Consider the following 21,081-nt stretch of genomic DNA (forward strand, 5'->3'; position numbering starts at 1 on the left):
GGGTGGCCGGGGTGTGCGCGGGCGGGGTGCCGGCAGGCGCTGCCCGGTCCGGTGTCAGCGGGCGACCAGTTGCAGGTCCGCAGAAGCCTCCTCCACCATCGCCACCCCGATCCGGCTCACCCGGACCGAGAAGGGCTCGCCCGCCACCCGCAGGCCGGTCAGTTCGAGTTCGCCGAGCGGAGCGGTGCTCGCCGGGCGGACCAGGACGCGGCCGCCCGGGACGTCCGGCCGGACTCCGGCGAGCGCGAACACCGCGTGGACGGCCCCGGCCGCGGAGACCGCCGCCGGGCGGCAGGCCGCAGGGTGCGGCACCGGTGGGCAGCCGGGGATGCGCTGCTCCCCCGCGTACATCTCGGGCAGCCGTGACTCGAAGTGGGCGGAGGCGGCGAGCAGGCCCTCCAGCAGGGTGCCGGCCTCGTTCTCGTGGCCGGCCTCGGCGAGGCCGGCGATCGCCAGCGCGGTCTCGTGGATCCGCACCGCGCCACCGCGGTGGCCCAGCGGGTTGAAGCGGGGCGACTTGGCGCTGAGGGTCCGCAGACCCCAACCGCTGTCCAGCTCGGGCGCGACCAGGCGCTGGGCGAACAGCCGGGTGTGTTCGCGGTCAAGCAGGCTCTCGTGCCGTCCGCCGTCGGCAGCGAGCCCGGTGTCGAGCAGGTGCACCAGGGAGGAGGCGACCGCGGGCAGCGGCTGGCCGCCGGGGGCCAGCCCGGCGGCGGGGCGGCCGCCGGAGAGGTCGTCGATCCAGAACCGCTCGCGGAAGCGCCCGCGCAGGTCGGCCGCCCAGCTCCGCCACTCCCCGGCTCCCGGCCTGGCGAAGGCCTCCAGCAACTCGGCACCGTGCAGGGCCGCCCGGTGGGCCTGCGCCTGGACCTCGACCCGGGCGGCGACCGGGTGGGCGCCGCGGTCCGCGACCGGGCGGCTCAGGTCGGTGACGAAGCCGTCGACCAAGCCCTCCCGCAGGGCGGCCAGGGCCCGCTCGGCGGCCGGGAGAAGTTCTGCGACCTCAGCCCGCGGCAAGCCCCAGCGCCAGGCCTCGGCGAGCACGGTGACGAACAGCAGCGTGGCCTCGGTGGCCGTGCAGGTGGGCGGCAGTTCGGGGCCGCCGTGCCGCAGGCCACCGGGCAGCAGGCCCTCGGTGCGACCGGGGGCGGAGGCGAGTTGCTGACGGCGGGCCAGCGCACGCAGGGTGCCGACCGCGAGCCGGGTGCCCAGCGGGAGGGTCAGCCGGGCGGCCCAGAGGGCGTCGGCCGGGGCGAGGCCGAAGCGCCAGGGCGCACCGGAGGCCGGGTAGAGGTCGGTGGGGCGGTCCGGGTCGGCGAACAGCAGCCCGCCGAGGGCGTCCAGGGAACGATCGACTAGCGGGGCGGCGCGCGGGTCGTCGCTGCGCACCTCCGGTTCCGTCCAGGGCAGCGGGACACCGGTGCCGCGCCCACCGGGCGGGCGCGGGCCGCTCGGGGCGCTCTCCAGTTCGGCGCGCAGCTCGACCGACCAGCGGGCGCCCGGCTGGACCTCCAAGTCCCAGCGGAGGACCCCGGCCCCCGCCAGGACGGCGTGCGGGGACGGCTTGGCGCTGACCACGGCGCTGTGCGCGGGACCCGACCAGCGCAGCCCGGCGGACTGCACCTGGCCGGGCAGGTCGGGCGAGCGGTGCCCGGCGGCGATCTCGGCCACCGGGCCGAGGTCGGTGCCCAGGGCGACCTCCAGCGGCAGCCGGGCGGGCCGGGCACCGGTGTTGCGCACCGTGACCGTCTCCACGCCGTCCGCGTGGCGCAGCCGTTCGACGGTGAGCGCCGGGTCCGGGTCAAGGTCGCCGGGGACGCGGACGGAGCCGAGGAAACGGGCCTGGGCGGTGCTGGTCAAGGTGCCCTGCAGCGGCAGCGGCTCCATGCCGCCGAGCCGAAGCTCCATCCGGGCCAGCACCCGGACCCCGTTGCGGTAGAAGCCGTGCAGGCCGTGGCCGCGCAGCTGACCGTCCGGGCCGGAGGCGGCCATCGCGGGGGCGTTGACGCAGAGCAGCGCGTGGTGGACGGCGGGGGGCTGGGGGCGCGGCGGGGCCGCAGGCCGTCCGGGGCCGACGGGTGCTCCTGCGGGCCCGGCTGCCGGGACCTGGTCGGGACGGCCGACCGGTCTGGGCGCGCCGACCACGCTCTCGGCCGGCATGGCCTGTAGTGGCCTCATGGCGGTCACCGGACTCTCCTCCCCTCGGCGGTCCGGTGGCCGGTCAGGCCGGTGGGCCGCGAGCATGCTCGATCGCGTGCTGGTGCCTGGCCGACGGGGTCTGTCCCGTCGGCTGCCGTGCTGGCCGTACCCGGCGGCGGGCCGTGCCATGCGGTGTGCGGTACCGGGGCGGTACCGGCACGCCGCGCCTTTCGCGCCGGGCACCTCGTCGTGCTCGGCACCTCACGTCGTCAGGCCCGGCGCTCCGGGCCTGCCGGTGACGCCCCGCCCGTGGCGCCCTGCCCCCGTGGCCCGCGCCCGACGGACCGGCGGTCGTGCCCGGCCTGTCGTGCCCGGCCGGTCCGCGCCGCCTGACGGCCGCCTGGAACCGGGCTGTGGCCGGGCACCGTTCGGGCGCAGGGCCCCCGGAGTCAACGCCACGAACCGCCGCCAGGTCACGCCCGCCGTCCCCGCCCCTGGTCGCGCTCGGGTCGTCAGGCGGTCGGGCCGCCTCCGCCAGGCCGTCACGGAAGGCTTCGCCAGGGCCCTGGCACGTCCGGGGCCTGAGCCCGACTCCGGCACCGCTGAAGCCGGTGCCCGGTCGAGGTCGCGATCGGCTGCCCGGTCCGGCGGACGGGGGCAATCGAACCGGTGCTCGACCGCCGCCAGGATACGGTGCGGGGGTCGCGGCGCCCGTACCCGGTGACCCCGTGAACCGCGACGCACCCGCTGTGACCAGCAGAGACCGAGGAGTTGCATGTCCACCATCAGCCGGCTGCCCGGGATTGTCACGACCGACCACGTCTTCCAGGTCCCCCTCGACCACTCCGCGCCGGAGGGCGAGCAGATCGAGGTGTACGCCCGCGAGGTGGTGGCCTCGGGCCGTGAGCAGGACGACCTGCCCTGGCTGCTCTTCCTTCAGGGCGGGCCCGGCGGCAAGGCCGCCCGCCCGCTGGGCCGGGACGCCTGGCTGGATCGCGCCCTGGACGACTACCGGGTGCTGCTGCTGGACCAGCGCGGCACCGGACGGTCCACGCCCGCGACCCGGCAGACCCTCGCCCGACGCGGCGGTCCGCAGGCGCAGGCGGACTACCTGGCCAACTTCCGCGCGGACTCGATCGTCCGGGACGCCGAGCTGATCCGCCACCGGCTGCTCGGCGCCGACCGGCGCTGGAGCGTGCTCGGCCAGAGCTTCGGCGGCTTCTGCACCCTCACCTACCTCTCCTTCGCCCCCGAGGGCCTGGCCCAGGCCTTCATCACCGGCGGTCTCTCCGGCCTCGGCAGTTCCGCCGACGACGTCTACCGCGCCGCCTACCCGCGCGTCGTCCGCAAGAACGAGGACCACTACGCCCGCTTCCCCCAGGACGTCCAGGCCGTGCGGCGGATCGCCGCCCACCTCGCCGACTCCCCCGCCACGCTGCCCGACGGCGGACAGCTCACCGTCGAGGCCTTCCAGGTGCTCGGGATGATGCTCGGCGGCGGCAGCGGCTCCGGGGCCCTGCACTACCTGCTGGAGGAGGCCTGGGTGGAGGGCCCGGCCGGGGCCGAGCTCTCCGACACGTTCCTGGCCGATGTCCAGGCCAAGCTGTCCTTCGCCGAGGGCCCTCTGTACGCCGTGCTGCACGAGTCGATCTACGGCCAGCGCTCGGTGGACCAGGGTGGCACCGGCTGGTCGGCCGAGCGGGTCCGCAAGGAGTTCCCGCAGTTCGACGCACGAGCGGCGCTGGCGTCCGACGCACCGGTGCTGTTCACCGGGGAGATGATCTACCCCTGGATGTTCGACACCGACCCGGCGCTGCGCCCGCTGAAGGAGACCGCGGACCTGCTCGCCGCCCGCACCGACTGGCCCGACCTCTACGACCCGGCGCGCCTGGCCACCAACGCCGTGCCTGTCGTGGCGGCGGTGTACCACGACGACATGTACGTGGACACCGCCGATTCGCTGGAGACCGCCCGCGCGGTGCGCGGCCTGCGGGTCTGGATCACCAACGAGTGGGAGCACGACGGCCTGCGGGTCAGCGGCGGCAAGGTGCTGGACCGGCTGATCAAGATGGCGCACGGCGAGGCATAGCGACCTCCCGGCCGGTGGGTCGGCGAGTGACTCAGTGCGCACGGTGGGACCCCCTCGCCGCCTGCCGACTGCCCCGGCACCGGTGGAGGCCGGTGCCGGACCGGAGGACGGCCGGGGCGCAGGACCCCGCCCGGCCGAGGCGCACACCCCGAGCGGACCGTGCTCCGGCGACCGGACCGTGCCCGGGGGCCGGGAGCAGGGCGACCGGTCCGGGGTCGCCGGCGTCCGGCTTCGGCTCGCCGGGGTCACCGGGCCCGTCGGCGCCGCGGTCGGCCGGGGACGCTCCCGGGACCGCGGCCTTCCGGCGGCCGCCCCGCCGCCGTCGGCGTGCCCCACCTGCCGGGCGGGGCCGCTCCCCGGGTGAGCCGCCCGGGGCCTGCTCGGGCCCAGGCGCCGGCCCCGGCTCGCCGTCGGTCGCGGGCTCGGGCCCGGCCCCGGGCTGCGAGGTGGCCGTGCGCTCCTCGCGTCGCCGCCGTTGGGCCTCGACCGCGGTCAGCAGCGGCCCGGGCGTCATGCCGTCGTTCATCGATTCGTACAGCAACTCGGCCAACAGGTAGCCCGGGGAGAGCCGAAGGACGTGACCGAGCACCACCCGGGCGGTGGCCGTGTCGCCCGCGACCCAGGATGCCCAGGCCAGCAAGGTCAGCGGGGCCACCGCACAGCCCTCGTACGGCGGTACGGCGCGCCGGGCGAGGAAGCGCCAGAGCCGCTCGGCGGGCGCGAGCTCGGCGGGGCGGACGTACTCGACGCCGCGGTCCCGGGTGAGGCGGTCCCGGAGGGCGAACAGCAGCCGGGCCGTTCGCTCCTCGTCGAGTTCCCGGGCGCCGGCCGCGAACTCGGCGAAGACCTGCTCCAGCAGATCGAGGCCCTGCTCCCGGGAGACCGCCCCCGCGAGGGGCTCGGCGCGGGCCAGCGCCTCCCGCCGCGCGGAGTCCTCCGGCGGGCCGACCGGGGCCAGGCCACCGACGATCGCCCTCCGACTGCCGCGCGGCACCAGGCCGGCCACCGTCGCGGCGGCGGCCGCCGGCCCCGGGTCGGGCCCTCGGCGCACCGGGTTGCCCGCCGGATCGCAGCAGCCCTCCCTGCGGCAGAGGAAGGACCACCAGCGGCCGTCCGAGACGCACAGCGACTCCTTGACCGCCACTCCCCTGCGCCCGAAGGCCGCACGCAGGTGGTCGGCGAGCGGCCGCAAGCCCTCCACCGACGGCGGGGCGTGCGCCGTGTCCGGGTCCTGGCAGAGGTAGAGGAGCACTTCGCGCGGCCGACTGCCGTGCCGCTCGGAGAGGGCGACCAGCAGGGCGGCCGTCTCCTCCGCCGCGGCCGGCCACTCCGCGGACGAGACCGGGATGTCCGCCCGGATGACCCCGCCCTGGTGCAGGTCGGGGCCCTGGAGGCCGACCGCGACGATGCTGTCGTCGGGGTAGAACCCCAGGAGGTAGGGCAACAGTTCGGCCATGTCGGCCGGACCGCGCATAACGACGGGCCGCTGCTCGGAAGCCGGGCCCAGGGACAGGATGACGTGTTCGTTGTTCATCGCGTTCATGGCGCAACAGTGCGCGCTATCCGATGACGACTCGGGAGCTTTCCTTTTTCCTGTGGATAACTCGGCCTCCAAATTTCCGTTCGCTCATTCGGCGCACGCGACACTCGCTCCAGAGAGTGGATTTTGGCGACCGTTCAGCGGATCGACGGATGAAATACACTCCGCCTTCCGCTTCGCCGTCCGGACCGCATTCGCCCCTTGTCGGCGCCATGGGGTTACATCGACGCCATGAAGCAGCCCGACATCCACACCACCGCCACCGCCGACCGCGCCGAGGTCCGGGCGCGGGCCGAGGCCGTCCTGCGCGAGCTCGCCGGCCCCGCCGCCAGCCTGCGCGAGGACCAGTGGACGGCCATCGAGGCCCTCGTGGTCGACCACCGCCGCGCCCTGGTCGTCCAGCGCACCGGCTGGGGGAAGTCCGCTGTCTACTTCATCGCCACCGCACTGCTCCGCGCTCGCGGCGCCGGGCCGACCGTGATCGTCTCCCCCCTGCTCGCCCTGATGCGCAACCAGGTCGAGTCGGCGGCCCGGGCCGGCATCCACGCCCGGACCATCAACTCGGCCAACACCGAGGAATGGGACGAGGTCCAGGCCGAGGTCGCCGCCGGGAAGGTCGACGTCCTGCTGGTCAGCCCCGAGCGGCTGAACAACCCGGACTTCCGCGACCAGGTGCTGCCCAAGCTGGCCGCCTCCACCGGCCTGCTGGTGGTCGACGAGGCCCACTGCATCTCCGACTGGGGCCACGACTTCCGCCCCGACTACCGCCGACTGCGCACCATGCTCGCCGACCTGCCGCCGCGCGTCCCGGTACTGGCCACCACCGCCACCGCCAACGCCCGGGTCACCGCGGACGTCGCCGAGCAGCTCGGCACCGGAACCACCGACGAGCACGCCCTGGTGCTGCGCGGTCCACTCGACCGGGAGAGCCTCACCCTGGGCGTGCTCGCCCTGCCCGACCCGGCGCACCGGCTCGCCTGGCTGGCCGACCACCTCGACCGGCTCCCCGGCTCGGGCATCGTCTACACCCTGACGGTGGCCGCCGCCGAGGAGGTGACGGCCTTCCTGCGCGAGCGCGGGTTCCCGGTGGCCTCCTACTCCGGCCGCACCGAGGACGCCGAGCGCCGCACCGCCGAAGCCGATCTGCTGGCCAACCGGGTCAAGGCGCTGGTCGCCACCTCCGCACTCGGCATGGGCTTCGACAAGCCCGACCTCGGCTTCGTCGTCCACCTGGGCTCGCCCAGTTCGCCGATCGCCTACTACCAGCAGGTCGGCCGGGCCGGCCGCGGCGTGGACCGGGCCGAGGTGCTCCTGCTGCCCGGGCGCGAGGACGAGGCGATCTGGCGCTACTTCGCCTCGCTCGCCTTCCCGCCGGAGGAACAGGTGCGGCGCACCATCGACGCGCTCGCCGAGGCCGGCCGCCCGCTCTCCACCGCCGCCCTGGAACCCCGGGTGGACCTGCGCCGGGCCCGACTGGAGACCATGCTCAAGGTGCTGGACGTGGACGGCGCCGTCCGCCGGGTCAAGGGCGGCTGGACGGCCACCGGGCAGAGCTGGGCGTACGACACCGCCCGCTACGCCAAGGTCGCCGCCTCCCGGGAGGCGGAACAGCGGGCGATGCGCGACTATGCGGCGGCCACCGGCTGCCGGATGGAGTTCCTGCGCCGCCAGCTGGACGACGAACAGGCCGTGCCGTGCGGGCGCTGCGACAACTGCGCGGGTCCGCTGCACACCCCGGAGGTCTCCGCCGAGACGCTGGCCGCGGCCCGGGCCGCGCTCGGCCGCCCGGGCGTGAGCTTCGAGCCGCGCCGGCTCTGGCCGACCGGGATGGACGCGCTCGGGGTGCCGTTGAAGGGCCGGATCCCGGCCGGCGAGCAGGCGGAGACCGGCCGGGCGCTCGGCCGGCTGTCCGACATCGGCTGGGGCAACCGGCTGCGCACTCTGCTCGCCGAGCAGGCGCCGGACGTTCCGGTGCCCGGCGAGGCGGTGGACGCGCTGGTGGCGGTGCTGGCCGACTGGGCCCGCGGCCCGGGCGGCTGGGCCGGGCCCGCGACGGCTGAGGGCACCCGGCTGGAGCGGCCGGTCGGCGTGGTGACCATGGCGTCCTCGTCCCGCCCCCAGTTGGTCGGCAGCCTCGGTGCGCGGATCGCCGAGATCGGGCGGCTGCCGCTGCTCGGCCGGATCGAGTACGCGGGCGGGCAGCCCCCGCACGGGGCCCGCAGCAACAGCGCCCAGCGACTGCACTCGCTGGCCGGGGCGCTGGTCCTGCCGCCGGAGCTTGAACAGGCGGTGGCGGCGGCGGGCGGGCCGGTGCTGCTGGTGGACGACCTCGTGGACTCGGGGTGGACGGTCACCGTGGCGGCCCGGCTGCTGCGCCGGGCGGGAGCCGGCGCGGTGCTGCCGCTGGTCCTGGCCGTGCAGGGGTGAGCCTGCGGCGGACGGCCGCCGCACCCGGGACCGCCTTCACTCGAATGGCCTAACGGAAAGGAGTCGACAGGGCGATTTCGATCACGTCGCAGATCCGACCCGAGATAAGGAGTGCTCGCCATGTCGCTGACGGCCCACCATGCCCTTCACCCAGTGTGGATCAAGGTCGAACGGCAGTTGAACCCCGCTCGGGCCGCGGTGGAACATATCCGGCAGAACATGGGCTATCGGGTGGCGTTCATCATTTCATCGTTGCCGCTCCGGCCCCGTTGCCCCGAGAATTGGGAAGTACCCGAAATCCGGTCCACTGGACCTGCCCTTCGGCGTACCCAGGCACCCGCCTGCCCGCGGGCCAGGAAGGAGGATCGTGATCAACGGTATCGGCCGAGGTCAGCATCCCCTCTCCGGGAGTTCGGCGCCCAGACGGCTGCTGGACCTGGAGACCTGGACCGCCTCGGGGATCCCGTTGCTGCGCGATCCGCGCGAGTTCGTCCAGGAACTGCACCAGCGCCACCTGCCCCAGCCGGGCACGGTCGTGGTGGCAGTCCTGGACGCGCTCCACCACGTCACCGCCTCGGCCTCGTTCACGCCCTGGCCCCACGACACCGACGGCTGGCAGCACCGGAACGCCCTGCTGGCACACCTGCGCCGGATCACCCCGCACGACCTGCGACTGCCCGAGCCGAACCGGACGGCCGTGCTGCTGCGCTGCCGTGACGGCGCGCCCGGCTGGACGGAGCAGGACGGCGCCTGGATGTGGGCGCTGCGGGACGCGGCCGGGCTGCACGGACTGCGCTGCGGCTCGTACATCGGGCTCACGCCGACGGGCTGGCAGATCCTCGGGGAAGGAAGGGGCGGACGCAATCCGCACGCGGGTTCATGGGCGGACGGGCCGGTGCACACCGTGACGGAACTGCCACCGCGGCCGGTGCTCGACTCCCCGCGCCGCCGACGCGCCCGGCAGCAGGCGGCCGAGCAGACCAAGCGGGTCGACGCTCCCCAGCGCACCCCGCAGTCCGAGCCGCCGTGGATCCCCGCTCGGGTCACGACCGTCGAACCGGGCCGCCGCACCGGCACACGCTGAGCGGCCCCGAACGGCCGTCACGGGCAAGGGTGTTCCGACCGGAGCAGGGGCCGAACGCGCCGGTCGGCAGCCGCCGACGGGCAACGGACCGCGGTTGGACTGCGGACGGACTCCGGGTCCGGCACCGTTCCGGCACCGGACCCGGAGTGAGGACGGCTGTCAGGCCCTGACCGGGCGTCCCGGTGCGGCGCCGGCCGCCCCCGAGGCAGCCGGACCGGCCTCTCCGCAGACCACCAGCAGGGCGTTCGCGCGGCCGAGCGCCTCGGCGTACGCCTCAGCGGCCCGGGCGGGCGATCCGCCGTTGACCACCAGGACGACCACCTCACGGCGGACCGGCTTGGTCAGCGCGGCGTCGGCGTAGAACACGTCGCCGCCGTCGGTGAGTTGCGCCCAGTAGCGATCCTCGCCGAAGGAGAGCTCGTGCTGCTGCCAGGGGTGCGGCCCGCCGACGGTCAGCACCAGGATGTCGCCCGGGTTGCGGCCCGAGTCCAGGAGCCGGTCGACCGCGTCGTCGGCGCGGTCCAGTGCCTCGGCCGTGGTGGCGGCGATGCGCTGGACCTCGATCTGCGGTGCGGCGGGTGCCGGGCGGCGCGGTGCCGGACCGGGCTTGGGGATCAGGCGCGGCGGGCCCGGGCGGTCGGCACGCGGCGGTGCCGGTCGCGGCGGCGCCGGACGCGGGCCGGGCACCGGGAGCGGTGCGGCGGCGACGGTGGTGGGTGCGGTGGCGGGTGCGCCGCCGTTGGCAGGCGCGTGGAGGGCTTGTGCGTCCGACTCGCGGGGGAAGGGAACGCCGGGGCCCGGGAGGCTCTCGTGAATCTCCGGCTCCTCGGGGAAGACAGGCATACCCGGATATCTATCAAATGCCGGTCGAACGCGCACGGGCACCCCACCCATTGGGCACCGGGCACCCGCGACTCCCACCCGGGGCAATTCCAGACGGGCCGTCAGAAACCGAGCGTCAACTGTTCGTCGGCGGACCCCTGCCCGGCGCCGGCGACGTCCCGCCCGCGCTTCAGATGACGCCACTCGGGCAGTGCGTCCAAGTACGCCCAGGAGAGCCGGTGGTGCTCGGTGGGGCCGAACTCCTCGAGCGCGGCGCGGTGCACCGGGGACGGATAGCCGGCATTGTCCGCGAAGCCGTATTCCGGGCACGCCTCGCCGAGTTGGGCCATCAGCCCGTCGCGGTGGACCTTGGCGAGCACCGAGGCGGCGGAGACGCAGATGCAGGACTGGTCGCCCTTGATCACCGTGCGCACCCGCCAGGGGCCGCCGAGGTAGTCGTGCTTGCCGTCCAGGATCACCGCGTCGGGCTCGACCGGCAGTGCCTCCAGCGCGCGGACGGCGGCCAGGCGCAGGGCTGCCGTCATACCGAGCTCGTCGCACTCCTGCGACGAGGCGTGACCGAGCGCGTACGCGGTGACCCAGTCGGCGAGCACCGGCGCGAGGGCCTCCCGGCGCAGCACGGTGAGCAGCTTGGAGTCGGTGAGCCCCTCCGGCGGCTTGCGCAGGCCGGTGACGGCGGCGCCGACGGTGACCGGCCCGGCCCAGGCGCCTCGGCCCACCTCGTCCAGCCCGACCACGACCTTGGCGCCGGCCCGGCGGAGCGAGCGTTCGACGGAGTGCGTCGGCGGGACGATGGGCATGACGGACTCCGTTCGGCAAAACAGCCCCGTCGGGCGGAACAGCCCGGTCGGGTGAGGCGGCCCACTCCGCTGGGGGCAGCCTCCAGCCTAAGCCCGCTGACGGGCGCCCCGACAACGCCCCGACAACGCCCGACAGCGCCCCGATCCCGACCGGCACGGACCACCCCGGAGCCACCCGGAGCCACTCCGGAGCCGCCCCCTGGCCGCCACCCCGCGCCCGCATCGCACAGACCCCGCGCCCACCGCACTCGCCCCGCACCCGGCTACGGCCGCCGGATCATCGGCACCAACACGTCGTCCACCAGCCGGACCGCGAAGTCGGGGGCGAGCCCGCGGTCGAAGACCTTCACCTGGAACATCAGCATCGCCGGGACGACGTCGGCGACCAGCGGAGCGACCGCGTCCGGGCGGACGTCGCCGCGCTCGACGCCGCGGCGGAGGATGTCCAGGACGGTGTCCTTGGTCGGTCCGATCACCCGCTGCACGATGAAGTCCTTGAACACCTCGGCCTGCTGTTGGGAGAGCTCGGCCATCAGCGCGTGCAGGGCGGCGCCCGCGCGGGAGCAGATCGCGTCCGCGAAGAGCTCGATGAGCTGCAGCAACTCGGCCCGGGCGGACCCGAGATCGGGGATGCCGTAGGGGCGTGGGAGAGTGGAGTCCAGGGCGTCGATGACGAGTTCGACCTTGGACGCCCAGCGCCGGTAGAGCGCGGCCTTCCCGGTCCGCGCCGCAGCGGCGACGCCCTCCATCGTCAGTCGCGCGTAACCGCCGGAGGTGAGCTGGTCGAGCGCGGCCTCGAAGATCGCGTTCTCCAACTCCTTCCCCCGACGGCGCACCGGGCGCGTCAGCGCCTCCTGGGCCGCCCGCACCGGACAGCAGGGCTCGGCTCCGGCCTTCGACGGCGCCACCGGGAGCACCTCGGCCCCCGCTACCCCGGCAGCGCCCCCAGGCGTCCCCACCCCGGCAGTGCCCCCGGACACCCCGACAGCGCCCCCGGACACCCCGGACGCCCCGGGTTCCGTCGGCGCCGGGGGCGGCGGGGGCGGCGGACTCCCGCCCGCCGCTCGGGCGGCCGTCCGACCGGGCGTCCGGTCCGCCGAAAAGCGCCGCATCAACCGATCCATTGCCACCCTCCTTAAGGAACGCTTGCGTTCACTATCGACCCCAGGATATCGTCCAGCTTAGTGAACGGCACCGTTCCTTCTCAGCCTGCGCCATCGTGCAGCAGCCAGTTCGGGCCAGCGGATCCGCTGCATCCCCGGACGCCCGAGACTCCAAGATCCGAACACCCAAGCACCCAAGCACCGAGCACGTAGCCAGCAGGGGGCACATTCGTGGCTATCTCCGACACTCTCAGCAAGAACTCGCCACCGAAGGGGGGCCAGAGCCGGGGCAAGGGCATCACCCTGGCCGTCATCGCGGCCACTCAGCTCATGGTGGTGCTCGACGCGACCATCGTGAACATCGCGCTTCCGGGCATCAAGGACGCGCTGAACTTCTCCACCACCGACCTGTCCTGGGTCATCAACGCCTACACCCTGACCTTCGGCGGGCTGCTGCTGCTCGGCGGTCGCGCGGGTGACATCCTCGGCCGCCGCCGGGTGTTCATCTTCGGCACCCTGTTGTTCGGCCTCGCCTCGCTGCTGGGCGGCTTCGCCCAGGACAGCGGCCTGCTGCTGGCCGCCCGCGCGCTCCAGGGCATCGGTGGCGCGATCTGTTCACCGACCGCCTTCGCCCTGATCGCGACCAACTTCGAGGAGGGGCCGGAACGCAACAAGGCGTTCGGCGTCTTCTCGGCGGTGGCCGGTTCGGGCGCCGCGATCGGCCTGCTGGCCGGCGGCCTGCTCACCGAGTACCTGGACTGGCGCTGGGTGTTCTTCGTCAACGTGCCGATCGCCGTCCTGATCGCGATCGCCGCACCGCGCTACATCACCGAGTCCGAGCGCCACGCGGGCCGGTTCGACATACCCGGCGCGCTCACCTCGACCCTCGGCCTGGTCGGCCTGGTCTACGGCTTCATCCGGGCTGCCTCGGACGGCTGGTCGGACGGCCTGACGCTCGGTTCCTTCGCGGCCGGCGTGATCCTGCTGGCCGCGTTCGTCGTGATCGAGCGGCGCACCGACCAGCCGATCACCCCGCTGCACCTGTTCGCCGACCGCAACCGCACCGGCGGCCTGGTGATGATGCTCTGCCTGGCCGCGGCCATGTTCGGCATCTTCTTCTACGTGGTCCTGTTCGTACAGGGACCGCTCGGGTACAGCCCGCTCAAGGCGGGCGTGTCCTTCCTGCCGATCAGCGTGTCGATCATCATCGCCGCTCAGATCGCCTCCGCCTTCCAGGCAAAGTACGGCCCGAAGCCGTTCATGGCGGGCGGCGCGCTGCTGGTCACCATCGGTCTCACCTGGCTGACCCAGATCCACAAGGACAGCGGCTACCTGGACGGCGTGCTCGCCCCCACGGTGATCTTCGGCTTCGGCATGGGTCTGATCTTCGTCCCGGTGATGCTGCTCTCCGTCGCGGGCGTCCCCGGCGAGGAGACCGGCGCCGCGTCCGGCCTGCTCAACTCGATGCAGCAGATCGGCGGTTCGCTCGGTCTGTCGATCCTGACCACGGTCTTCGCGCACTACGCCGTGCCCGAGTTCAAGGCGCAGGTGCCCGGCTTCATGAAGGCCGCTTCGCCGGACCAGCTCGCCTACTTCCAGGAGAAGCACGACTTCCCGCCGGGTTCCGACGCCGCCAACTCGGTGCTCGCCCAGGGGATCTCGCACGGCTTCATCGTGGGTGCGGCGCTCGCCGGGGTGGCCCTGCTGGTCGCGCTGTTCGTGGTCAGGGCGAAGGCCAGCGACCTGCCGAGCGGCGACAGCGCCGGCATCGCGATGCACTGACCCGCACCGCACCGGGAACCGCCACGGGCCGGCCGGGAGCAGCACGCTCCCGGCCGGCCCGATCCCTTCCCCGGCCCCGCACCACCCCGGCCCCGCACCACCCCGGCCCCGCGCCCCCGGCCCCGCGCCCCCGGCCCCGCACGGCGCTTCCGCTACCGGCTCCCCGCCGACACCAGGCCGGCCCACTCGCAGGGCCCCCGCCCCGTCAGCGGCTCCTCCACCAGCGGCCGCTCCCGCAGGGCGTGCCGGGCCCCGGCGACCGAGCCGCCGGCCGCGTACCAGGGACGGTTGTCGTGGTCGAGGTCGCGCCGGATCAGTTGCAGCGCGCAGGACCGCTCCGGCTCCGGCAGCCGGTCCAGGGCGGGCACCGCGTCCGCCGAGAGGTCGCGGACGTTGCGCAGGTCGATCTGCTGCGACCGCTCGTACCGGGCCACGTTCTGCTCCGCGACCACCGCGTCCGGCCCCATCAGTCCGTACACCGCGACGGTGAGCATGCCGCTGAGGACGACGGCCCGCGGCAGCCAGCCGGCGCCGTGAGTGAGCCCCGCGGTGATCAGCAGCAGGAAGACGACGCCCAGCCAGATCTCGACCACCAGCACCCACAGCCGCAGCCGGGTGAGGCCGGAGGCGTCCACGTAGAACCACATCCGGCCGAGCGCCGAGGCGACCACGACCAGCGTCAGCAGGCAGAGCAGCCCGAGCAGGATCCGCGCCACCCGGCGGTCGGCCGACGTGGTCCGCGGGGCCCAGCGCCGGGCGACGGCCACCACGACCAGGGTCAGCACGGTGATCACGCTCAGTTGCCAGAAGCCCTGACGGGCGTACGCGGAGCGGCTCATCCCGGTGTTGCTCAGCACGGCGTCCGCACCGCCGAGCACCACCACCGCCTGGATCACCGCGAAGGCGCCGAACATCAGGTTGAGCGCGACCAGGGGCAGCGCCCACTCCAGCCGCCGCCGTTCCCGCCCGGGACGGATCTCCAGGCGGTCCCAGCGGCGCGGGCCGGCCGCGATGTGCGCGAAGCCCAGCGCGGCGAGCGTCCCGAGTCCGCACAGCAGCCCGCGCAGCGGCAGTTGGTGGATGTCGAGGCTGGGGGTGAGCCCGGCCAGCAGGTCCGCCATGGCGGCGTCGGCGTCGGCGAACAGCAGGCCGAAGACGGTCAGCAGGACCGCGGCGACCGCGAGTGCCTTGAGCACCGGGACGATCCGGCCGCGGCCGGGCAGCGGCCGGCCCTCCAGTCCCTCCCAGAGCCAGGCCACGCTCGGAATCAGCTGCCAGATCAGGGCGGGCAGCGCCAACAGCACCCCCGACCAGCGTCGACCGCCGTGCAGGGCCAACGAGGCCAGGCCCAGCGCGCAGCCGGCGGCCAGCAGAGCGGGCCAGCCCGCGTCCCACCGGGCCGGGACGGCGAGCAGGGCGAGCGCCAGCAGGCTCCAGGCGACCGTCCAGGGCCGGATCCGGCGGCCGGCGGCACGAGCGACGAGTCCGGCGGTGACGGCGGTGGCGGCACCGCCGATCAGCAGGTTGGCACCCACCCCGTCGTACAGCAGCCAGGCCGTCAGCAGGCCGGTGAGCAGGGCGAACAGCAGCACCCGGGGGGTGGCCGCCGCGTGCCGCTCGGGGTCCGTGGCGCGCAGCCGGTCCCCGATCGTCGGCCCGGACACAGCGAACGGGCCGTACGGGCCGCCGGGCCGGTACCGGCCGGACGACGGACCCTGGCCGGACGACGGACCCTGGCCGGACGACGCGGACGACGCATACGGCGCGTACGGATCCGCCGACGCGTAGGGCGCGTACGGGTCGTCCGACGTGTACGGCGCGTACGGCGTGTACGGGTCGGCCGACGCCTGCGGGTCGGACGCGGGCGGCGGATCGGTCGGGGCAGGCGTGGACGGGCCTGGCATGGCTCCCCCTCAGTGGTCGGCGGGCATGCGGAAGCCGTCCTCCGGACGGTCCGCGGGCGGGCGTGCTCGACGCCTCTGCCGCTGCCGACTGTAGACCATTCTGAACAAGTTCAAAAGTTGGTTCTGAACACGTTCAGAAGCCCCTGGCCGCCACCCCTCCCCGTCGGGACCCCCCGCCGGGACCACCACCCCTCCCCGCCAGGGTCACCGACGGGTTACCCCTTGACCGACCCGGCCAGCAGCCCCCGGACGAAGTACCGCTGCAGGCTGAAGAAGACGATCAGCGGCACGGTGATCGACAGGAACGCCCCGGCGGTGAGCAGCTCCCACCGGCCGCCGAGCGAGCCGGACAACTGCGCCAGCCGGACGGTCATCGGCGCCACCTCCGGCGTACCGCCGGCGAAGGTGAGGGCGACCAGCAGGTCGTTCCAGACCCACAGGAACTGGAAGATCGCGAACGAGGCCAGCGCCGGGGCGCACAGCGGCAGCACGATCGACCGGAAGATCTTGAAGTGCGAGGCGCCGTCCACCACCGCCGCCTCCATCAGGTCACGCGGCAGCTGGGCGATGAAGTTGTGCAGCAGGAACACCGCCAGCGGCATCGCGAACATGGTGTGCGCCAGCCAGACCGGCGCGTAGCTCCCCTTCAGGTCTACCGCCGGGATCAGCGTCAACGAACCCAGGTGGGCGCCGCTGGAGAACAGCCGCAGCAGCGGGATCAGCGCCATCTGGAGCGGCACCACCTGGAGCGCGAACACCGTGAAGAACACCGTGTCGCTCCCCCGGAACCGCACCCAGGCCAGCGCGTACGCCGCCATGGCCGCCAGCACCAGCGGGAAGAGGGTGGCCGGGATGCTGATCGCCAGCGAGTTCACCAGGAAGGGCATCAGGCCGGTGGAACCGCCGGAGCCGCCCTCGAACAGCACCGCGTGGTAGTTGCCGAGCCCGAAGTCCGGGTGGAGCAGGGCGTTCCACCAGCCGTCGGCGGTCACGTCCTGCTTGGGGCGCAGCGAGGTCACCAGCAGGCCGAGGGTGGGGATCGTCCAGAGCACCGTCACCGCGATCACGAACACCGAGGCCAGCGGGCTGCTGAAGGCCTTCCGGACCGGGCTCCTCCCACCGGGACGACGGCCGACGGCTTTCGCCGCAGCAGTGCTCGCCTCGGGAGCCCCCACCTCGGGAGTGCTCACCCCAGGAGTGCTCCTCTCAGGAGTGCTCACCGCACCTCACGCTCCCTCCGCAGTTGGACGATGTTGTAGGCCACCAGCGGCAGCACCGCGAGGAACAGCAGGACCGCCAGGGCGCCGCCGCGCCCGTCGTTGAACTGCACGAAGGACTGCGAGTACATCTCGTTGGCCAGCACCTGGGTGCCGAAGTTGCCGCCGGTCATGGTGCGGACGATGTCGAAGGCCTTCAACGTGATGATCATGACGGTGGTCAGGACGACCATCACCGTGGTGCGGATCATCGGCACGGTGACGTGCCAGAACAGCCGCACCCCGGTCGCGCCGTCCAACCGGGCAGCCTCCACCACCTCGTCCGGGATCGCCTTGATCGCCGCGGACAGCACCACCATCGCGAAGCCGGTCTGCACCCAGACCATCACCGCCATCAGCAGGAAGGTGTTCAGCGGCTGGCTGAGCAGCCAGTTCGGCGGGTCGGACCAGCCGACCGCGTGGGCGAGCTGGCTGAGCAGGCCGATCTGCGGCTGGTCCTTCCCGCGCGCCTCGTAGACGAACTTGAAGATGATCGAGGCGCCGACCAGCGAGATCGCCATCGGCATGAAGATCAGCGACTTGTACACCGACTGGCCGCGCATCCGGTCCACCAGCAGCGCCAGCACCAGGCCGAGGCCGGTCGCCGCCAGCGGCGCGACCACCAGCCACAGCAGGGTGTTGAGCAGCACCTTCCGCACCGAGTCGGTGGTGAAGGCCCAGCCGAAGTTCTCACCGCCGACGAAGGTGCTGCCGTCCGCGCTGTGCAGGCTGAGGTAGATCGTGCGGATCAGCGGCGCCACCAGGCCGACCGCCAGCAGCAGGACGGCCGGGCCGAGGAACACCAGGACGGCCAGCGGGCGGGCGAGGCGGCCGCGGGCCCGGCCGGCCACCAGGAAGACGACCAGCAGGATGCCGAGGAAGCCCGCGATCGCGCCGAAGCTGTTGCCGAACTTGACCGCCGCATCGCCCCAGGCGCCGACGGCCAGGGAGTCGACGGCCGGCGGGGAGCCGGATACGGGCATGGCTGCACGTCCCTTCGGTTCGTCCAACGGGAAGGCGAGTCAGGAAGGCGAGTCAGGAAGGCGCGTCAGGAAGGCGAAGCGGGGGGACGAGACGGAATGGGGAGACGGGGAGGGTAGGCGGAAAGGCGAGATGGGGAAGGGGCGGGCGGTGCGGGTGGGTGGCCCCGCACCGCCCTCGGCGGGTGGTCCCGTGGTCCGCCGTACGGCGGGCTACTTCGGCCAGGCGGCGTCGATGTCGCCGGCCACCTTCTGGATCGACTGCCCCTCGGCGAACCAGGCGGTGAGCGACTTCCACTCCTGCCCGGAGCCGACGGCCGCCGGCATCATGTCGGAGGCGTCGAAGCGGAAGGTCGCGCTCGGGTCGGTCAGCGCCTCCGCCGAGAGCTTGTCGATCGGGTCGGTGTACAGGCTCTTGTCCACGCCCTGGTTGGCCGAGACCCAGCCGCTCGCGGTCTTCACCCGGCTGCTCGCCCAGTCCGAGCTGGACAGGTAGTTCTGCACCGCCTGCACCTCGGGCCGGCTGGAGAAGGCGGCCAGGAACTCGCCGCCGCCCTCGACCGGGTTGGCGATCGCCGGGTTGACGGCGGGCAGGTGGAAGGCGAAGACGTCACCGTCCGGGGCGACCTTGGTTCCCTTGGGCCACTGGGCCTCGTAGAAGGAGGCCTGCTGGAGCATCGCGCACTTGCCGGTGAGGACCGGCGCGCCCGCGTCCTGGAAGGTGGTGGTGGCGATCGACTTGACGTCGCCGTAACCGCCGTTCACCCAGGCCGGGTTGAGCATCCAGTCGGCGACGGTCCTCATCGCCGTGGTGATCTTCTCGTCGGAGAACTTCACCTGGTGGCCGACCCACTGGTCGTAGACCTCGCCGCCGTACGTGCCCAGCACCGCCTCCTCCAGCCAGTCGGTGGCCGGCCAGCCGGTCGCCGTGCCGGAGGCGATGCCGCCGCACCAGGGCTTGGGGCCACCCGCCTTGGCGATCCGGTCGCTGAGCGCCATGAGGTCGGCCCAGGTCTTGGGCACCTGGTAGCCGGCCGCGGTGAAGGCCTTCGGCGAGTACCAGACCAGCGACTTCATGTTGGCGCTCATCGGGGCCGCGTAGAAGGTGCCGTCGACGGAGCCGTAGGTCTTCCAGACCGGGCTCCACTTGTCCTGGTTGGCGACGGTCTGGGCGGGCGGCTTGACCACCTTGCCGCTCTTGACCATCTGCGCCAGCAGACCCGGCTGCGGGATGATCGCGAAGTCCGGGGCGTTGCCGCCGGCCACCCGGACCGGCAGCTGGGACTCGAAGTCGTTGGAGCCCTCGTAGCTGATCTTGATCCCGGTGCACTTGCCGAACTCGGCCCAGGACTTCTCCAGGTTGTCCGACTCCGGGCTCAGGATCGAGGCGAACATCGTCACCGTCGTCCCCGAATGGCCGGCGTACGGCTGGTACTTGGCGCAGTCGCCGGTCAGCGTCTGGGCCGCTCCACCGCCGTCACCCGAACCGCTGGAGCTGTTCGAGCAGGCCGCGGTCAGGGCCAGCGCTGCCAGCAGGGCGGGCGCGGCCACCAGTCTGCGGCGGTAACTCGTGGACGACGCGGTCGGGTTGAGGGTCAATGCGGTCCTCCTCGCCAGGGCGTGCTTCCTGGGGTGGGCTGAACGACATTGCGCTGTACCGGAGATGGGCGTGCGGAGATCGCTGGACGAACGGGCGGCCTAACCGATTCGACGACGTTAACGCAGCTGTCCGCCGCCGCCAAGGTCCATGGTCGACCTTCCCGTACCGGTGCCCCGACCGCCGCCTCCGAAACGCCCACCTCGGCCGCCACGAGCCGCGGCCCCACCCGGAAGCCGGACGGGGCCGCGTACCCGGCACACCGCCGGAAAGGACGTCACCAGAGCCGGACGGGCAGCTCCAGCAGGCTGTTCACCACCAGCGACGGGCTCGGCCGCAGCTCGCCGTCCGGCACCGCCAGCGACAGCCCGGGGAAGCGCTCGAACAGCGCCGGCAGCGCGATCCCCGCCTCCAGCCGGGCCAGCGGCGAACCCGGGCAGACGTGCGGGCCGTGCCCGAAGGACAGGTGCCGGGTCGGGTCCCGGGTGATGTCGAACAGCTCGGCGGTCACCCCGTGCTGCAGCGGATCCCGCCCGATCGCGTTGTACGAGACCAGCACCGGGTCGCCCGCCGGGATCACCAGCTCGCCGACCTCGATGGGCTCGGCGGCGAAGCGGAACAGGAAGTTGCTGGTCGGCGGCGTCCAGCGGAGCGACTCCTCGACCACCGCGTCCCAGGAGACCTCGCCCGCCCGCACCAGTTCCAACTGGTCCGGGTGCGCCAGCAGGGCCCGCACCGCGTTGCCGATCAGGTTGACCGTGGTCTCGTGGCCGGCCGCGATGATCACCCGCAGGGTGGCCGCCGCCTCCGCGTCGGTGAGCGCTCCGCCCTCGGTGTCCGCCGCCAGCAGGACGCTCGCCAGGTCCTCGCCCGGTGCCGAACGGCGCTGCACCACCAGGCCGTTGACGAAGGCGTTCAATCCGGCGACAGTCGCCTGGATGCCCTCCGGGTCGGGCTTGATGCCGAAGAACCGCTCGTACAGGTCGCGCAGCAGCCCGTGGTCCGACTCCGGGACGCCCAGCAGCGAGCAGATCACCGTCATCGGCAGCGGGAAGGCGAAGGCCGTCTTGAGGTCGATCTCCGGCTCACCGGCGGCCAGGGTGTCCAGCAGCGCGTGGGTGATCTCCTCCACCCGCGGGCGCATCAGCTCGACCCGGCGCGGGGTGAAGGCCTGGGCGACCAGCGCCCGCAGCCGGCGGTGTTCGGCACCGTCCGTGGTCACCATGCTCGGGCCGGGCACCGCCAGGCCGATCAGCGGCCAGGTCTTCGGCACCTCGCCGCGCTGGTAGGCGGCCCAGTGCCGGGCGTCCTTCACCAGCCGGGGGTCGGTGAGCAGGTCACGCGCGGCCGCGTGGTGGCTCACCGCCCAGGCGGCCACCCCGCCGGGCAGCACCACCGGCACCGCCGGACCGGCGGCCCGCAGCAGGGCGCCCTCGGCGGCGTTGTCGCGGGCCAGCGGGTCGAGGGCGATCGGGGCCGGGGCAGCGGTCATCGGCGGCAACTCTCCTTGACATGGCAGAACTTCGAACGTTTGTGC

The 21,081-nt window shown here is 73.6% G+C and carries 14 protein-coding genes; 4 read left to right on the forward strand and 10 right to left on the reverse strand.

What is annotated here, in order from left to right:
• Positions 1–54: 54 nt before the first annotated feature.
• Positions 55–2,178 (reverse strand): glycogen debranching N-terminal domain-containing protein, encoded by a 2,124-nt coding sequence (locus tag ACFWIS_RS11210; RefSeq protein ID WP_380454853.1) that lies wholly within the window; start codon positions 2,176–2,178, stop codon positions 55–57.
• Positions 2,179–2,914: 736 nt separating this feature from the next.
• Here ACFWIS_RS11210 and ACFWIS_RS11215 point away from each other — a divergent pair.
• Complete coding sequence (locus ACFWIS_RS11215) at positions 2,915–4,228, forward strand: alpha/beta fold hydrolase (protein ID WP_380454763.1); 1,314 nt, start codon at positions 2,915–2,917, stop codon at positions 4,226–4,228.
• Positions 4,229–4,259: 31 nt separating this feature from the next.
• Here the strand turns inward: ACFWIS_RS11215 and ACFWIS_RS11220 are convergent, their stop codons facing one another.
• On the reverse strand, positions 4,260–5,771 hold the full coding sequence (locus ACFWIS_RS11220; protein ID WP_380454765.1) for a DUF4192 family protein: 1,512 nt from the start codon (positions 5,769–5,771) through the stop codon (positions 4,260–4,262).
• Between the two features lie 228 nt (positions 5,772–5,999).
• Here ACFWIS_RS11220 and ACFWIS_RS11225 point away from each other — a divergent pair, with 228 nt between their 5' ends.
• Entirely contained in the window at positions 6,000–8,195 is a 2,196-nt protein-coding gene (locus tag ACFWIS_RS11225; RefSeq protein WP_380454767.1) for a RecQ family ATP-dependent DNA helicase, read from the forward strand.
• 367 nt (positions 8,196–8,562) lie between these two features.
• The gene (locus tag ACFWIS_RS11230; protein WP_380454769.1) at positions 8,563–9,279 is read left to right on the forward strand and encodes a hypothetical protein; all 717 of its coding nucleotides are present in this window, start codon (positions 8,563–8,565) and stop codon (positions 9,277–9,279) included.
• A 159-nt stretch (positions 9,280–9,438) separates the two neighbouring features.
• On the opposite strand, the gene ACFWIS_RS11235 is transcribed toward ACFWIS_RS11230, so the two are convergent.
• The 3 genes from ACFWIS_RS11235 to ACFWIS_RS11245 form a co-directional block, all read right to left on the reverse strand.
• On the reverse strand, positions 9,439–10,122 hold the full coding sequence (locus ACFWIS_RS11235; RefSeq protein WP_380454771.1) for a hypothetical protein: 684 nt from the start codon (positions 10,120–10,122) through the stop codon (positions 9,439–9,441).
• 101 nt (positions 10,123–10,223) lie between these two features.
• Positions 10,224–10,922: a ribonuclease HII gene (locus ACFWIS_RS11240; RefSeq protein ID WP_380454773.1), complete on the reverse strand. Its 699-nt coding sequence runs from the start codon at positions 10,920–10,922 to the stop codon at positions 10,224–10,226.
• Between the two features lie 263 nt (positions 10,923–11,185).
• Entirely contained in the window at positions 11,186–11,830 is a 645-nt protein-coding gene (locus ACFWIS_RS11245; RefSeq protein ID WP_380454775.1) for a TetR-like C-terminal domain-containing protein, read from the reverse strand.
• A 426-nt stretch (positions 11,831–12,256) separates the two neighbouring features.
• On the opposite strand from ACFWIS_RS11245, the gene ACFWIS_RS11250 reads away from it, so the two are divergent.
• The gene (locus tag ACFWIS_RS11250; protein WP_380454777.1) at positions 12,257–13,807 is read left to right on the forward strand and encodes an MFS transporter; all 1,551 of its coding nucleotides are present in this window, start codon (positions 12,257–12,259) and stop codon (positions 13,805–13,807) included.
• A 152-nt stretch (positions 13,808–13,959) separates the two neighbouring features.
• On the opposite strand, the gene ACFWIS_RS11255 is transcribed toward ACFWIS_RS11250, so the two are convergent.
• From ACFWIS_RS11255 to ACFWIS_RS11275, 5 genes are all read right to left on the reverse strand, one after another.
• On the reverse strand, positions 13,960–15,711 hold the full coding sequence (locus ACFWIS_RS11255) for a DUF4153 domain-containing protein (protein WP_380454779.1): 1,752 nt from the start codon (positions 15,709–15,711) through the stop codon (positions 13,960–13,962).
• 215 nt (positions 15,712–15,926) lie between these two features.
• The gene (locus tag ACFWIS_RS11260; protein ID WP_380454781.1) at positions 15,927–16,901 is read right to left on the reverse strand and encodes a carbohydrate ABC transporter permease; all 975 of its coding nucleotides are present in this window, start codon (positions 16,899–16,901) and stop codon (positions 15,927–15,929) included.
• A gap of 26 nt (positions 16,902–16,927) precedes the next feature.
• On the reverse strand, positions 16,928–17,950 hold the full coding sequence (locus ACFWIS_RS11265; protein ID WP_380454783.1) for a carbohydrate ABC transporter permease: 1,023 nt from the start codon (positions 17,948–17,950) through the stop codon (positions 16,928–16,930).
• Between the two features lie 210 nt (positions 17,951–18,160).
• A complete protein-coding gene (locus ACFWIS_RS11270; protein WP_380454785.1) occupies positions 18,161–19,546 on the reverse strand; it encodes an ABC transporter substrate-binding protein in 1,386 nt (461 codons plus the stop codon).
• A gap of 275 nt (positions 19,547–19,821) precedes the next feature.
• A complete protein-coding gene (locus tag ACFWIS_RS11275) occupies positions 19,822–21,036 on the reverse strand; it encodes a cytochrome P450 (protein WP_380454787.1) in 1,215 nt (404 codons plus the stop codon).
• Positions 21,037–21,081 lie beyond the last annotated feature (45 nt).

The sequence above is a fragment of the Kitasatospora sp. NPDC127060 genome, from assembly GCF_042724935.1.
Taxonomy (GTDB): Bacteria; Actinomycetota; Actinomycetes; order Streptomycetales; family Streptomycetaceae; genus Kitasatospora.